This window comes from Glycomyces mayteni (assembly GCF_042428885.1).
GTDB lineage: Bacteria > Actinomycetota > Actinomycetes > Mycobacteriales > Micromonosporaceae > Glycomyces > Glycomyces mayteni.
The window spans coordinates 705,313-719,863 of the sequence record NZ_JBHMBP010000002.1; the positions used below are offsets into that span (position 1 = coordinate 705,313).

At 68.9% G+C, this 14,551-nt stretch carries 12 protein-coding genes, 1 tRNA gene and 2 pseudogenes; 12 read left to right on the forward strand and 3 right to left on the reverse strand.

Translation table 11 applies throughout. The features are described from left to right. Positions 1-58 precede the first annotated feature (58 nt). Positions 59-1,726, forward strand: coding sequence for a CTP synthase (gene pyrG, locus ACFFXY_RS09970; protein WP_382350604.1), 1,668 nt, complete (start codon positions 59-61; stop codon positions 1,724-1,726). Positions 1,727-2,046: 320 nt separating this feature from the next. Here pyrG and ACFFXY_RS09975 read toward each other — a convergent pair. Beyond that, positions 2,047-3,285: pseudogene (locus ACFFXY_RS09975) on the reverse strand (MFS transporter); the annotation flags it as partial. A 173-nt stretch (positions 3,286-3,458) separates the two neighbouring features. Here ACFFXY_RS09975 and ACFFXY_RS09980 point away from each other — a divergent pair. From ACFFXY_RS09980 to ACFFXY_RS10030, 11 genes are all read left to right on the forward strand, one after another. Next, positions 3,459-3,998 (forward strand): TetR/AcrR family transcriptional regulator, encoded by a 540-nt coding sequence (locus ACFFXY_RS09980; protein ID WP_382349170.1) that lies wholly within the window; start codon positions 3,459-3,461, stop codon positions 3,996-3,998. Positions 3,999-4,022: 24 nt separating this feature from the next. Next, the gene (locus ACFFXY_RS09985) at positions 4,023-4,577 is read left to right on the forward strand and encodes an NUDIX domain-containing protein (RefSeq protein ID WP_382349172.1); all 555 of its coding nucleotides are present in this window, start codon (positions 4,023-4,025) and stop codon (positions 4,575-4,577) included. Between the two features lie 197 nt (positions 4,578-4,774). Next, a complete protein-coding gene (gene ald, locus ACFFXY_RS09990; protein ID WP_382349175.1) occupies positions 4,775-5,896 on the forward strand; it encodes an alanine dehydrogenase in 1,122 nt (373 codons plus the stop codon). A 165-nt stretch (positions 5,897-6,061) separates the two neighbouring features. Further along, the gene (locus ACFFXY_RS09995; protein ID WP_360051249.1) at positions 6,062-6,988 is read left to right on the forward strand and encodes a ParA family protein; all 927 of its coding nucleotides are present in this window, start codon (positions 6,062-6,064) and stop codon (positions 6,986-6,988) included. A gap of 77 nt (positions 6,989-7,065) precedes the next feature. Next, positions 7,066-7,932 (forward strand): segregation and condensation protein A, encoded by an 867-nt coding sequence (locus ACFFXY_RS10000; protein ID WP_382349178.1) that lies wholly within the window; start codon positions 7,066-7,068, stop codon positions 7,930-7,932. Then, entirely contained in the window at positions 7,929-8,690 is a 762-nt protein-coding gene (scpB, locus tag ACFFXY_RS10005) for an SMC-Scp complex subunit ScpB (RefSeq protein ID WP_382349181.1), read from the forward strand. The genes ACFFXY_RS10000 and scpB overlap by 4 nt, the downstream gene beginning before the upstream one ends. Then, on the forward strand, positions 8,677-9,414 hold the full coding sequence (locus tag ACFFXY_RS10010; RefSeq protein WP_382349184.1) for a pseudouridine synthase: 738 nt from the start codon (positions 8,677-8,679) through the stop codon (positions 9,412-9,414). The genes scpB and ACFFXY_RS10010 overlap by 14 nt, the downstream gene beginning before the upstream one ends. Before the next feature lie 54 nt (positions 9,415-9,468). Beyond that, positions 9,469-9,840: a YccF domain-containing protein gene (locus tag ACFFXY_RS10015; RefSeq protein ID WP_382349186.1), complete on the forward strand. Its 372-nt coding sequence runs from the start codon at positions 9,469-9,471 to the stop codon at positions 9,838-9,840. 94 nt (positions 9,841-9,934) lie between these two features. Beyond that, the gene (cmk, locus tag ACFFXY_RS10020) at positions 9,935-10,612 is read left to right on the forward strand and encodes a (d)CMP kinase (protein WP_382349189.1); all 678 of its coding nucleotides are present in this window, start codon (positions 9,935-9,937) and stop codon (positions 10,610-10,612) included. Further along, on the forward strand, positions 10,605-12,020 hold the full coding sequence (gene der / locus ACFFXY_RS10025) for a ribosome biogenesis GTPase Der (RefSeq protein WP_382349191.1): 1,416 nt from the start codon (positions 10,605-10,607) through the stop codon (positions 12,018-12,020). The genes cmk and der overlap by 8 nt, the downstream gene beginning before the upstream one ends. Positions 12,021-12,103: 83 nt before the next feature. Beyond that, positions 12,104-12,177: transfer RNA gene (locus ACFFXY_RS10030), tRNA-Pro, on the forward strand. A gap of 785 nt (positions 12,178-12,962) precedes the next feature. Here ACFFXY_RS10030 and ACFFXY_RS10035 read toward each other — a convergent pair. Both ACFFXY_RS10035 and ACFFXY_RS10040 read right to left on the reverse strand, forming a co-directional pair. Beyond that, positions 12,963-13,160, reverse strand: a pseudogene (locus ACFFXY_RS10035) (IS21 family transposase); the annotation flags it as partial. 6 nt (positions 13,161-13,166) lie between these two features. Next, on the reverse strand, positions 13,167-14,468 hold the full coding sequence (locus ACFFXY_RS10040) for an AfsR/SARP family transcriptional regulator (RefSeq protein ID WP_382349194.1): 1,302 nt from the start codon (positions 14,466-14,468) through the stop codon (positions 13,167-13,169). Between the last annotated feature and the right edge of the window lie 83 nt (positions 14,469-14,551).

A 14,551-nucleotide genomic window follows, 5' to 3' on the forward strand; every position in this document is an offset into this window, starting at 1 on the left:
GGCTCGTTCGCCACGAACACCACGGGAGTCCGCCTTGGCCAGCGCTGCGAATGGTCAGATCCGCACTACGAAGCACCTCTTCGTCACCGGTGGGGTCACCTCCGCCCTCGGCAAGGGCATGACCGCCGCCAGTCTCGGGAACCTGCTGACGGCCCGCGGCCTGTACGTGGTGATGCAGAAGATCGACCCCTACCTCAACGTCGACCCGGGCACGATGAACCCGTACGAGCACGGCGAGGTCTTCGTCACCGACGACGGCGGCGAGACCGACCTCGACATCGGCAACTACGAGCGGTTCCTCGACCGGAACCTGTCGCGGGACGCGAACGTCACCACCGGCCAGGTGTACTCCGACGTCATCGCGAAGGAGCGCCGCGGCGACTACCTCGGCGCCACGGTCCAGGTGATCCCGCACATCACCAACGAGATCAAGTCCCGCCTCGCGGCGATGGCCGACCCCGACCCGGAGACCGGGCGCGTCCCCGACGTCGTCATCACCGAGGTCGGCGGCACGGTCGGCGACATCGAGTCGCTGCCGTTCCTGGAGGCGATCCGCCAGTACCGCCACGACATCGGGCGCGACAACTGCTTCTTCCTCCACGTCTCGCTCGTGCCGTACCTGGCCGCGTCCTCGGAGATGAAGACCAAGCCCACGCAGCACTCCGTCGCGCAGCTGCGCAGCATCGGCATCCAGCCCGACGCGATCGTGTGCCGCTCCGACCGCCCGCTCCCGGACGGCCTCAAGGGCAAGATCGCCGGGTTCTGCGACGTGGACGAGGCGGCGGTCGTCTCGGCGCCCGACTCGAAGTCGATCTACGAGATCCCCAAGACCCTCCACACCGAGGGCCTGGACGCGTACGTGGTCCGCAAGCTGGACCTGCCGTTCAAGGACGTCGACTGGACCGCGTGGGACGACCTGCTCGACCGCGTCCACAACCCGCAGGCCACAGTCGAGGTCGCGATCGTCGGCAAGTACGTGGAGCTGCCCGACGCGTACAAGTCCGTGGTGGAGGCCCTGCACGCGGCCGGGTTCGCGCACCGCGCGAAGGTGAACGTCCGCTGGGTCGTCTCCGACGAGTGCGGGAGCCCCGAGGACACCGCGAAGGCCCTCGCGGGCGTCGACGCCGTGGTCATCCCCGGCGGGTTCGGCGACCGCGGCGTGCCCGGCAAGATCGAGGCGCTCACCTGGTCGCGCACCCGCGGGGTGCCGACGCTGGGCCTGTGCCTGGGCTTGCAGTGCATGGCGATCGAGGGCCTGCGCGAGATCGCCGGGCTCGTGGGCGCCGACTCCGAGGAGTTCGACCGCGGGGCCGAGCACCTGGTCATCTCGACCATGGCCGACCAGACCGAGATCGTCGCGGGCCGCGGCGACATGGGCGGCACGATGCGCCTGGGCACCTACCCGGCGAACCTCGCCGAGGGCTCGATCGTCGCCGAGGTCTACGGGACCACCGAGGTCAACGAGCGCCACCGCCACCGCTACGAGGTCAACAACGCCTACCGCGACCAGCTCGCGAAGTCCGGGTTCGTGATCTCGGGCCTCTCGCCCGACGGGCGCCTCGTCGAGTTCATCGAGCTCGACCGCGAGCAGCACCCGTACTACGTCGCGACCCAGGCCCACCCGGAGCTGAAGTCCCGCCCGACCCGCCCGCACCCGCTGTTCGCGGGCCTGGTCGCCGCGGCCCTGAAGCGCCAGGCGGCCGAGCGCCTCGACATCGAGGCGTAAGCAGCGCAGGCGAAAGGGCGGGGCTCCTCGGAGCCCCGCCCTTTCCGCGTCCCTAACGCCTTCTTCGTCCGCAGTGCGCGGCCGACCGCGATCGTGGAGACCAGGATCAGGCCCGCGGCGATGAGCGCCACGGTCTGGAGCCCGTGCGTGAACGCGGTGCGTGCGGCCGTGAGCAGCGCGTCCCCGGCCTCGGCCGGGAGCGTCGCCGCGACGTGCACGGCCTCGCCCAGCGTCTCGGACGCGCCCGCGGGCGCGTCCCCGAGCTCACTCCGGTATATCCCGGTCGCGAGGGACCCCAGCAGGGCGACGCCCATCGCGCCGCCGAGCTCGTACGCGGTCTCCGAGATCGCCGATGCCGAGCCCGCGCGGTCGGCCGGGGCCGCCGCGAGGACCGCGTCGTTGGTGACCGTCTGCGCGAGGCCTGCGCCCGCGCCGATGAGGACCGAGGCCCCCACGACCACGAGCGCGCCCTCCTCGACGCCCACGAACGCCATCGCGGCGAACCCGGTGATGACGAGCGCGAGGCCGCCGACGATGGTGCGGGCCATGCCGATCCGCTCGGACAGCCGCACCGCGAGCAGGCCCGCGGCGACGGACATCGCCATCTCCGGCAGCAGCAGCAGCCCCGCCTGCATCGGGGAGAACCCGAGCACGAGCTGGAGGTACTGCGTCAGCAGGAACAGCGAGGAGATCATCGCGAAGACGATCGTGAAGTTCGTCGCCAGCGAGGCGCTGAAGCGCCTGATGCCGAACAGGTTCAGGTCCAGCAGCGGGTGCTCCAGGCGGCGCTGGCGCCGCACGAACAGGACCGCCATGACGATCCCGAACCCGATCGCGGCGAGGGCCGTCCACGAGACGCCCTTCTCGGCGATGGTCTTGACCCCGTAGACGAACGGGAACATCGCCAGGAACGACATCGTGACGCTGAGCAGGTCGAGCGGGCCCGGCTTCGGGTCCTTCGACTCCGGCAGCAGCAGCGGCGCGGCGATCATCACCGCGATCGACACGGGCGCGGCCATGAGGAACACCGAGCCCCACCAGAAGTGCTCCAGGAGCCAGCCGCCGATGATCGGCCCGGCGGCCGCGCCCGCGGAGAACCCGGAGGCCCAGATCGCGATGGCGAACTTGCGCTGGCGGCCGTCCTCGAAGAGGTTCCGCATGAGCGCGAGCGTGGTCGGCATGAGCGTTGCGCCCGCCAGGCCCAGGAACGCGCGGGCGGCGATGAGCATCTCCGCGGAGGTCGCGTACGCGGCGATGACGCTCGCGGCGGCGAACGCGGCCGAGCCGATGACCAGGAGCTTGCGGCGGCCGACGCGGTCGCCGATCGTGCCCATGGTGACCAGGAGCCCGGCGAGCGTGAACCCGTAGACGTCCACGATCCACAGGAGCTGCGAGGAGGACGGTTCGAGGTCCTCGGACAGGAACGGCACGGCGAAGCCGAGCACGGTCATGTCGATGGAGATGAGCAGCACGGGGAGCACCAGCACGGCCAGCGCCCACATCTGCTTCGCGGTGAAGCGCGGGCGCGGTCCCGCGTGCTGCGGCAGGGTCGTCGTCATGGTGTCCTCCTCTGAATCAGCTCGCGGGCCGAGGGCCGCCTTGGCTGGACTGCCAGAACTGGGCGGCCCGCAGGTGGACACCTGGGGCGCTTCGGCGAAGCTTGTGATCGAATCGACGGTTCAGGCGAGATCGCTGTACCGTCCAGACGGTATAGTAGCAAGCGGGAGGTCTCATGGCCAAGGACGAACCGAGCACGCGTGACCGGATTCTCAACGCGCTCCAGCGCATCCTCGTGGAGGAGGGCGCCTCGGGCGTGACCCTGGAGAAGGTCGCCGCCGAGGCCGGCGTCTCCAAGGGCGGGCTGCTCTACCACTTCAAGTCCAAGTCCGACCTCTACGACGGCCTCGCGCGCCGCCACCGCCTCCAAGAGGAGGCGAACATCGCGCGCGCCCGCGAGACGGGGGTGGTCGCGAGCTTCCTGGAGGTCTCCTGGGTCGAGTCCGAGGAGTCCGCGGCGGGCCTGTGGGCCCTGCTCACCGCCCTGCGCGGCACGGGGGAGCTGTCGGAGGAGGCCCGCACCGACGTCCTGTTCATCTTCAACGGCTGGCGCGACCTCATCCACGAGCAGGTCGCCGACCCGGTGACCGCCGAGATCGTCCGCCTCGTCGGCGACGGCCTGTTCCTCTCCGCGCTGGCGGGCGCCCCGCTGCCCAAGCGCGAGGTGGTCGAGCAGATCCTCGCGCGCCTGACCCTTGAGAGCGGCGAGTCGTGACGGCGCCGGGCTAGGGTGGCTCCCGTGCATGAATACCGAGTCCTCGACAGCGAAATCGTCCACCGCGGCTGGTGCTACGACCTGACCGCCGAGACCGTCGCGATGCCCGGCGGCGGCAGCGCCCGCCGCGAGTTCCTCGACCACTGCGGCGCCGTCGTCACCGTCCCGCTCGACGAGACCGGCAAGGTCGGCCTCATCCGCCAGTACCGGGTCCCGACGAAGGAGCGCCTGTGGGAGTTCCCCGCGGGCCTGCGCGACGTCGCGGGGGAGGACCCGGCCGTGACGGCCCGCCGTGAGCTGGCCGAGGAGGTCGACCTCGCCGCCGCCGACCTCGTCAAGCTCGGCGAGTTCTACACCACCCCGGGCATCTCGAACGAGCTCATCCACTACTTCCTCGCCACCGGCCTCACCCCGGTGCCCGAGGCCGAGCGGCACGAGCGCACCGACGAGGAGGCCGCGATCGAGCTGGTCTGGTGGGACCTCGACAAGGCCCTCGACGCGGTCGCGAACGGCGAGATCCGCAACGGCGTGTGCGCGCTCGCGCTCAACCTCGCCCGCCTCCACCTCGAACGACGCTAGGCCGGGGCCGAGGCGCACGTTCACAGGGCCCGTCGTGCGATCGCGCGGCGGGCCTGACTTACGATCACGGCGACGACGCCGTCCGAACCGCTGACCCAGAAGGAATGCCGGGCTCAGGGCGCTGCGCGTCTTAGACTGCCCGTGCGGGACGCCGACCGGCCCCGAACTGGCACAACGCTTCGGAAGGAACCCGCAGAGTGAAAGTCGCCGTCCCCCGCGAGATCAAGAACAACGAGTACCGCGTCGCCCTGACCCCCGCCGGGGTCCACGAGCTCGTCGCCGCCGGACACCACGTCAGCGTCGAGACCGGTGCCGGGCTCGGCTCGGCCATCACCGACGACGACTACCGCGCAGCCGGGGCCGTCGTCTGCCCCGACGCCGACTCCACTTGGAGCTCAGGCGATCTCGTCCTCAAGGTCAAGGAGCCGATCCAGGACGAGTTCCACCGGATGGCCCCCGGCCAGACCCTCTTCACGTACCTGCACCTCGCCGCGTCCGCCGAGTGCACCGACGCGCTCCTGGAGCGCCACGTCACCGGCATCGCCTACGAGACCGTGCAGACCCGCGACGGCCGCCTGCCCCTCCTCGCGCCCATGAGCGAGGTCGCGGGCCGCCTCGCCGTCCAGGCCGGCGCCTACCACCTCCAGCGCCCCGAGGGCGGCCGCGGCACCCTCATGGGCGGCGTCCCGGGGACCCCGCCCGCGCGCGTGGTCATCATCGGCGCGGGCGTCTCCGGCATGAACGCCGCCGCTGTCGCGGTCGGGATGCGCGCCGACGTCGAGCTCCTCGACCTCAACCTCGACAAGCTCCACGCCGCCGACGACCTCTACCAGGGCCGCCTGCGCACCATCGTCTCCAACCGCTTCGAGGTCAAGCGCGCCTGCCGCGAGGCCGACCTCGTCATCGGCGCCGTCCTCGTCCCGGGCGCCAAGGCCCCCACCGTGGTCGACGACGAGGTGCTCGCCGACATGAAGGAGGGCGCGGTCCTCGTCGACATCGCCATCGACCAGGGCGGCTGCTTCGCCCACTCGAAGGCCACCACCCACGACGACCCGACGTTCAACCACGGCGGCAAGCTGTTCTACTGCGTCGCCAACATGCCCGGCGCCGTCCCGAACACCTCCACGTACGCGCTCACGAACGCGACGCTCCCGTACGTCATGAAGCTCGCCAACCACGGCTGGGCCGAGGCCCTGCGCACCGACGCGGCCCTCGCCGGCGGCCTCAACACCTACGCCGGACAGGTCGTCAACGAGCCCGTCGCGATCACGCACCACCTGCCGCTCATGCCGATCGCGCAGGTCCTCGCCGAGAACTGAGGACACAGCGGACCCTCGCGTCCCAGGCCGCAGCAAGCGATCCCACACCGGGTGCCTCGGAGTCTCGCAAGCCGTCGACAGCCTCGATACACTGACGTACAGTCGCTATGACAGGCAATGGTGAGACGCCCGGCACCCGGTGCCGACTCGCACCCGGAGGCGGAAATGAGCAGTGTGGACAGCAACGACAAGTGGGCCGCCCTGCGCGGGGCCGCGCAGGTGCCTCCCACTGACGGCGACGGGGACCTGTCCTCGCCCGACCCCGAGACGTACACCGGCAAGCGGGACATCCCCCAGCCGCAGCCGCTCGAACGCCACGGACCGGCCCGCGTCATCGCCATGGCCAACCAGAAGGGCGGGGTGGGCAAGACCACCACGACCATCAACCTCGGTGCGGCCCTTGCCGAGTACGGCCGCAAGGTCCTCCTGGTCGACTTCGACCCGCAGGGCGCGCTCTCGGTCGGCTTCGGCACCAACCCCCACACTCTCGACCTGACGGTCTACAACCTCCTCATGCAGGAGGACGTCGACATCGACGACGTCATGGTCAAGACCAACGTCGCCGGTCTGCGCCTCCTGCCCGCGAACATCGACCTCTCCGCCGCCGAGATCCAGCTCGTCAACGAGGTCGCCCGCGAGCAGACCCTCGCCCGCGTCCTGCGCCCCGTCATCCCCGACTTCGACTACGTCCTCATCGACTGCCAGCCGTCCCTGGGGCTCTTGACGATCAACGCGCTCACCGCCGCCCACTCGGTCCTCGTCCCCCTGGAATGCGAGTTCTTCTCCCTGCGCGGCGTGGCCCTCCTCCTCGACACCGTCGACAAGGTCCGCGAGCGCCTCAACTACGACCTCGAACTCGACGGCATCCTCGCCACCATGTACGACTCGCGCACCACGCACTCCCGCCAGGTGCTCCAGCGCGTCGTGGAAGCCTTCGGCGACAAGGTGTTCTCCACGGTCATCACCCGCACCGTGCGCTTCCCCGAGACCACCGTCGCGGGCGAGCCCATCACCACGTGGGCCCCGGCCTCCTCCGGCGCCCGCGCCTACCGCCAGCTCGCGCGCGAACTCATCGCCGCGACCGACAAATAGTCACCCGATCGCGTTCCCGGACAAGAAACCCAGAGTTCACCCCGTAGCGTCTGCGGGGCCCGTCTAAGCTTGCGTGCGTGAGCGACCAGCAGCTGCCCCAGCTCCCGACCCAGCGGGAGGGCGAACCGGACGAGGCCGAGACCGGCTTCCGCGTCCGCCTCGTCAACTTCGAGGGCCCCTTCGACCTGCTGCTCCAGCTCATCGGCAAGCACAAGCTCGACGTCACCGAGATCGCCCTCCACGAGGTCGCCTCCGAGTTCATCGCCTACGTCACCGGACTCGACGAGGCCTGGAACCTCGAAGAGACCTCCGAGTTCCTCCTCGTCGCCGCCACCCTCCTCGACCTCAAGACCGCGCGCCTCCTGCCCGGCACCGTCGTCGACGACGAAGAGGACCTCGCCCTCCTCGAAGCCCGCGACCTCCTCTTCGCCCGCCTCCTCCAGTACAAGGCCTACAAGGAGGCCGCGGGCGCGCTAGCCTCGCTCGCCGACTCCGCCTCCACCCGCGTCGCCCGCAACGTCGGCCTCGAAGACCGCTTCAAGGGCCTCCTGCCCGAGCTCGTCCTCGACCTCACCCCCGACGCCCTCGCCGCCCTCGCCGGGAAGGCCATGAAGCCCAAGCCGCCCCCCACCGTCGGCACCGGCCACATCCACGTCCAGCGCGTCTCCGTGCGCGAGCACGCCGTGATCCTCTCCCGCCGCCTCCAGCGCGTCCAGACCGCGACCTTCCGGGCCCTCACCTCCGACTGCGAGACCCACCTCGAAGTCGTCGCCCGGTTCCTCGCGCTCCTGGAGCTCTACCGCGAGGCCCTGGTCGGGTTCGAGCAGATGCAGGCCCTCGGCGAGCTGACCGTCCGCTGGCTCGGCGGCACCGGGAGCACCGAGATCGAGGTCGACGAGTACGCGGGCGCGCCCGCGGAGACGGGGGAGGAGCCGAACGAATGACCGAGCACCTGGAGGGGTCCCTCGACCGGGACCTCGCGACGTGGAAGATGCCCGGCGCCCGCACCGAGGCCGAGCCGCTGCGCGCCGACACGCCCGCCGACGAGCCCGTCGGCGACGTGGACGAGTACGCCGCCGCGCTGGCGACCGAGGCCGCCCCCGAACCCGAGGCGGACGACGAGCCCGAGGCCGCGGCCCCCAGCCCCGTCCCCGACGACGTCGACCTGGGCGCGGTCCTGGAGGCGATCCTCATGATCGCCGAGGAGCCGCTCTCCGAGGAGTTCCTCTCCTCGGTCCTGGAGCGACCGCGCTCACAGGTGCGCGAGACGCTGGGTCGGCTCAGCGCCGAATACACTGGTGACGGACGCGGATTCGATCTGCGTCGCCAAGCCGGCGGCTGGCGCTTCTACACCCGGGCCGACTACGCCCGCTACGTGGAGCGTTTCGTGACCGACGGCGCCTCCGCCCGCCTCACCAAGGCGGCGCTGGAGACGCTTGCCGTCGTCGCCTACCGGCAGCCGGTCACCCGCGGCCGCATCTCGGCCATCCGGGGGGTCAACTGCGACGGCGTCATGCGCACACTGGTGTCGCGCGGCCTGGTCGAGGAGTGCGGGACCGACCCGGACTCGACGGCGACGCTCTACCGCACCACCACCCTGTTCTTGGAGAAGATCGGGCTGGACTCGGTCGACCAGCTCCCCGAGCTGGCCCCGTTCCTGCCCGACGACGTGACGGATATCGAGGAAGATGAACAACGCTGACGCAGAAGGCGTACGCCTGCAAAAGGTCCTGTCGCAAGCCGGGATCGCCTCCCGCCGCGCCGCCGAGGAGCTGATCTCCCGCGGCAAGGTGAAGGTCAACGGCGAGCCCGCCCGACTCGGCCAGCGCGTGGACACCGCCAAGGACGTCATCCACGTCTCCGGCAAGCGCGTCGTGACCGACGTCGACAAGGTCTACTACGCGATCAACAAGCCGCGCGGCATCGTCTCGACGATGGAGGACGAGGAGGGCCGCCCGTCGCTGGGCGGGTACACCAAGGGCCTCGACCACCGCGTCTTCCACGTGGGGCGGCTCGACACCGACTCCGAGGGCCTGCTGCTGCTCACCAACGACGGCGAGCTCGCGAACCGGATCATGCACCCGTCGCACGGCCTCCCGAAGGTCTACCGCGCGCAGGTCAACGGGATCATGGACAAGCCCACCTGGAACCGGCTGCTCAAAGGCGTCGACCTGGAGGACGGGCCCGCGAAGGCCGACAAGCTGAAGATCATCGACGAGCACGCCGGGCAGTCGTTGATCGAGATCACCATCCACGAGGGCCGCAAGCACATTGTGAGGCGCCTCATGGACGAGGTCGGGCATCACGTCTCGCGCCTGGTCCGCACCGAGATCGGCCCGGTCCAGCTGCGGAACCTCAAGCCGGGGACGCTGCGGCGGCTCACCCCCAACGAGGTGGGGGAGCTGTTCCGCGAGGTCGGGCTCTAGCTTGTACAGCCTGCTGTAGCGACGTGATGGGCAAGGCCCGGTTAAGGTCTCGTCATGAAGACGATTCTGAACATCATCTGGTTCGTGCTCGCCGGGCTGTGGCTCGCGATCGGCTACTTCGTTGCGGGCCTGGTGTTCTGCATCTTCATCGTGACGATCCCGTTCGGCATCGCGAACATGCGGCTGGCCGGGTACGTGCTGTGGCCGTTCGGGCGCACCGTGGTCTACGACCCGCAGGCCGGGTGCCTCACGCTGGTGGCGAACATCCTGTGGCTCATCCTGTTCGGGTGGGAGCTGGCGCTCACCCACCTGGTGACCGGTTTCCTCCAGGCGATCACGGTCATCGGCATCCCGCTGGCGGTGGCGAACTGGAAGATGATCCCGCTCGCGCTGTGGCCGCTGGGGGCGCGTGTCGTGGATCGCTAGGCCGACTGTGGACCGGCGCCGTTCGCCACCCCAGCTCGCCTGACCCGGCATGATGTAGGTTTGCGGGGTTTGCACTTGAAGAACGGAGCCGACAGTGCCTGAGCAGAAGAGCGGACCGGTCGTCGCTATCGACGGCCCGTCCGGAGCCGGGAAGTCGACGGTGTCCAAGACCCTCGCGACCGCGATCGAAGCGGCGTACCTCGACACCGGCTCGATGTACCGGGCGGCGACCCTCGCCGTCCTCAAGGCCGGTGTCGACCCCTCCCAGACCGCGCAGGTCACCAAGACGGTGAAGAACGCCAAGCTGGAGTTCGGCACCGCGCCCGACGACCCGTTCACGCGCGTGGACGGGGAGGACGCCGACGCGGCGATCCGCTCCGACGAGGTCACCAAGGCGGTCTCGGCGGTCGCGGGCAACAAGACGGTCCGGAAGTTCCTCATCGACGAGCAGCGCCGCATCATCGCGAACGCCAAGCGCGGCATCGTGGTCGAGGGCCGCGACATCGTCGAGGTGGTCGCCCCAGACGCCGACGTCAAGGTCTACCTCACCGCGGACCCCGTCGAGCGCGCGAAGCGCCGCGCCGCCGAGAACGGCGCCGACGCGGGCGCCACCGCGAAGGACATCGAGCGGCGCGACACCGCCGACTCGAAGACCACCAAGCCCCTGGAGGCCCCCGCCGGGGCCGTGGTGATCGACTCCACGACGCTGCCGATCGTGGAGGTAGTGGCCAAGATTCTGGCCTTGCTGAACAACAGGGACATCGATGAGTGACGAACCGACCTGGGCCGACGACGACTTCGAGTTCGAGGAGGGCGACCTCGGCGAGGACGGCCTCGACGAGCCCGGGGGCCGCGGCCCGGTCCCCACGGTCGCCGTGGTCGGACGCCCCAACGTGGGCAAGTCGACCCTGGTCAACCGCATCCTGGGCCGCCGCGCCGCGGTCGTCCAGGACGAGCCGGGCGTGACGCGCGACCGCATCGCGTACGACGCCGAGTGGTCGGGCAAGCAGTTCAGCCTGGTCGACACGGGCGGCTGGGAGCCCGACGCGGACGGCATGGCCAAGGCCATCGCGTTCCAGGCGGAGCTGGCGATGCGCACCGCCGACGTCATCGTCTTCGTGGTCGACTCCCGCGTGGGCCCGACCGACGCCGACGAGGCGGCGGTCCGCATCCTGCGCTCGACGCACAAGCCGGTCATCCTCGTCGCCAACAAGGCCGACTCCGAGCGCCAGGAGGCGGAGGTCCACGACCTCTGGAGCCTCGGCCTCGGCGAGCCGTTCCCGATCTCGGCGCTCCACGGCCGCAACTCCGGGGACCTGCTCGACAAGATCATCTGGGCGTTCCCCGAGGAGCCCACCGGCAAGCTCAAGGAGCGCGGCCCCCGCCGCATCGCCCTGGTCGGCCGCCCCAACGTCGGCAAGTCCAGCCTCCTCAACCGCATCGCGGGCGAGGACCGCGCCGTCGTCGACAACGTCGCCGGCACCACGGTCGACCCCGTCGACTCCGTCGTGGAGATCGACGGCGAGGACTGGATCCTGGTCGACACCGCGGGCCTGCGCAAGCGCGTGAAGTTCGCCTCAGGCACCGAGTACTACGCGGCGCTGCGCACCGAGGCCGCCGTGGAGGCCGCCGAAGTGGCGCTCGTGCTCCTCGACGCCAGCGAGCCCATCAGCGAACAAGACCAAAGAGTCCTCACCCAGGTAGTAGAGAGCGGCCGCGCCCTGGTGCTGGCTTTCAACAAATGGGACCTGGTGGACGAGGACCGCCGCTACTACCTCGAAAAAGAGATCGACCGGGAACTGGGCCAGGTCAGCTGGGCCCCGAGGGTGAACGTCTCGGCCCTCACGGGCCGCGCCGTCGAGAAGATCGCCCGATCCCTCCGCGTGGCCCTCGAAGGCTGGGGCCAGCGCATCACCACCGGCGAGCTGAACCAGTGGATCAGCACCCTCCAGGCGGCCACCCCGCACCCGACCCGCTCGGGCAAGGCCCCGAAGGTCATCTACGCGACCCAGGCCGCCGCGGAGCCGCCGCGCTTCATCCTCTTCACGAACGCCCCGTTCGAGAAGCAGTACCTCAAGTTCATCCAGCGCAAGCTCCGAGAAGACTTCGGCTTCCCGGGCACGCCCATCGAACTCGTGGTCAAACCACGCGAATCCCGCAAAAAAGACAAGCGCAAATAGCCCGCCTCACACAGGGGACCTCGCCTCACCCGCCCCCCAACCCATACGCTAAAGTTGTCACCGCCGCCAACAACGCGGCAAAACGGGCTGTGGCGCAGCTTGGTAGCGCACTTGACTGGGGGTCAAGGGGTCGCAGGTTCAAGTCCTGTCAGCCCGACCGTTAAGCCCCAGGCCAGGGACGAAGTCCCCGGTCTGGGGCTTCGTCGTGGTATCTCTCCGCTTGTAATTCGCTTGTCTGGATGCTCCAGGATGCCTCGGCACCGCCAAGTACGGAAGCTCCAGGGCGTGTGGCATCAGTCACACAAGATTACTTGCCTGTTTGGGGTCAACGGCATCAGCAGAGACCACGCGGATCGCGCAACGAATCTGGACCGCCTGAAGTTCTTCTACCGCCTTGGGGTGATGTGAAGCGGTGGAACCAAGACGCTTCGTACTTGGTCCGTCGTCGCGGTCTCAGGGGAGCGGCCGAGGTGATGAGCAAATGAACTATGGCAGTCCTTGAAGCCCCGACCTGTCTGATGCATCCCTGAAGACGGAGTTCCCTGAGTTCGCGATCTGCGCTCGATTCGTGTGCCAGTGTTCAGTGTGAGGACAGCGATCCGAGGCCACGGCACCGGGCTCGTTGCGTGGTGCAACTTGGGAGAGCTGCAATTCCGAAGGACAAACCGAGGATTCATGTCACGGGCGAGCGGCGACCGGAGATCGACACCGACGCGCTAGCGGCGCTTCTGCTTCGGGTGGCACGTCGCAAGCTTCGCGAGGAGCCCGATGCTCGGAATCGCGACATAACAGGGGCTCCCGATCCGTTTGAGGTCGATGAACGGAAGTCCGAGTCGCCTGGAATCTGAGCACCCGGTGCGCCCAGGCAATGGCCACAGCGAGACATTCTCAATCCATCAATCTTTGGGAGCGAGGGGTCGCAGGTTCAAATCCTGTCGTCCCGGCCTTGGCGATCTTGACGGTGTGCTCGGAGCCGCCCTTGGTCTCGGGGTCGGCGGGCAGGCAGGTCTTGATCGTCATCCCGTAGTGGCGGGCGACTTCGACGATCTCGGGGTTGCGGACCGCGACCCCGGCGACGTGCTCGACCGTCACGGTCTTCTCATTGTCGGTCAGCATGTAGACCGGGGCGCCGCCGGAGCGAGCCGGTCAGGACTCAGTAGACGCTGGAGGGAGCTCGGCCATCACGGCCGATTGCGATGACAGCGTTTCCAAGCCCTTCACCAGCCCTTCGGGATCGCGCAGCAGTGTCTGATTCCGCTCCAGCCAGGCGAGCTGGTATTGGGTCAAGTTCTTCGCCACGATCGCCCCGTTGGCCTTGATCACCAGCAAGGATCCGACTTGGATACACGCGCGCTCCTCGCCTTGCAGTGACGCGATGAGTGCCGCGGCTCCGGTCGCCTGCTGGTGGTCGATCTGCGCCTGCGCTTTGTCGAATACTTCGATGCGGATCTTCCGTTCAAGCTCGGCCGCGATCTGCTCGGCAGTGAGGTGCGCGGTCTCAGCGCGTCCGCGCGCCCAAAGCTTCCGAAACCATGACCCTTGGACTGGCGGCTCCCGATGGAAAACGTCCACGCCCGTTTCATCCAGGAGTTGTTCAAGGGCCGCTTGCGTGGCGAGGGCCGCAGTTCCGTCCCCGAGGAAGATGGCGACAGGGAGCACCGCAGCCGGGGAACCAGCCGATGCGGCAAACCAGTCAAGTGCGTCTGCCCGGTGTTCGTGATAGCGGCGCAGTCGGTAGTTCTGTCGAGCACGACGACTTTGCTCGTCCCACCGGAGCACGAAAGGATTTGACCTGAGTGTGGAGGCCAGCCCGTTCCAGACTTCATCCATCTCACGGGTTGATTGCTCCCGGCGCGACCTTGCCAGGTCCTGCACCAGCTTGCGGGCATCGCGCAAACGCTCGCGCTGCCTGTCGAAGAACTCGCCAGCAAGCCCGGTCAAGGGGGTTCCTTCGACCACGGCCGCCGCCGAGGCGAGGAGCTGGTCGGCGGTCTCGGCATGCCGCGCTTCGAATGCGCGGACGATAAGGTCGCCGCATAGGTTGAGGTCCACCATCACCGGTCCGACGAGTTGGAAACCGGGGCCGCGTAGATCTTCAACCGATCCAACAGCCAAGAGGTCACGGAGTGTCGCGTCAAATCGCGCACTGCTTCCGGGAAATGAGCGGTACCGGACGACTTCGACACCGGTTCCGGCCAGTGCGGTGCGAAGTTCGGTCTCGTACCGGACGAGGGGTTCACGGTCGTGCCGGAGGTCTTCTGGCGGCATGGCCCTCAGGAACAGCCAATCGGGCACGACGTGATACCGATTGAGGAGCATCATGGTGAGCAGTTCGCGTGGCCCGCCGGAGCGGACCTCGACCGCCTGACCTTCTAGGAGGATGGGTGTGGGCCCAAACACGCGGAACTCGATTTCTCGCTGCCTGGAGGGTGAGGTGATGGCGCCCATGCTTCATTGTGGCCTGGGCCTGCCAGGCCGCGGCATACGGTCGGAACCGTTGGACCGAGGACCAGGAATTGCCGAGAGAGTGA

Excerpts from the sequence above, each read along its gene's own strand:
- ACFFXY_RS10010 (WP_382349184.1), top strand. The coding sequence starts at position 8,677 with ATGAACAACGCTGACGCAGAAGGCGTACGCCTGCAAAAGGTCCTGTCG.
- ACFFXY_RS10015 (WP_382349186.1), top strand. The coding sequence starts at position 9,469 with ATGAAGACGATTCTGAACATCATCTGGTTCGTGCTCGCCGGGCTGTGG.
- ACFFXY_RS09980 (WP_382349170.1), top strand. The coding sequence starts at position 3,459 with ATGGCCAAGGACGAACCGAGCACGCGTGACCGGATTCTCAACGCGCTC.
- scpB (WP_382349181.1), top strand. The coding sequence starts at position 7,929 with ATGACCGAGCACCTGGAGGGGTCCCTCGACCGGGACCTCGCGACGTGG.
- ACFFXY_RS09995 (WP_360051249.1), top strand. The coding sequence starts at position 6,062 with ATGAGCAGTGTGGACAGCAACGACAAGTGGGCCGCCCTGCGCGGGGCC.
- der (WP_382349191.1), top strand. The coding sequence starts at position 10,605 with ATGAGTGACGAACCGACCTGGGCCGACGACGACTTCGAGTTCGAGGAG.
- ACFFXY_RS10040 (WP_382349194.1), bottom strand. The coding sequence starts at position 14,468 with ATGGGCGCCATCACCTCACCCTCCAGGCAGCGAGAAATCGAGTTCCGC.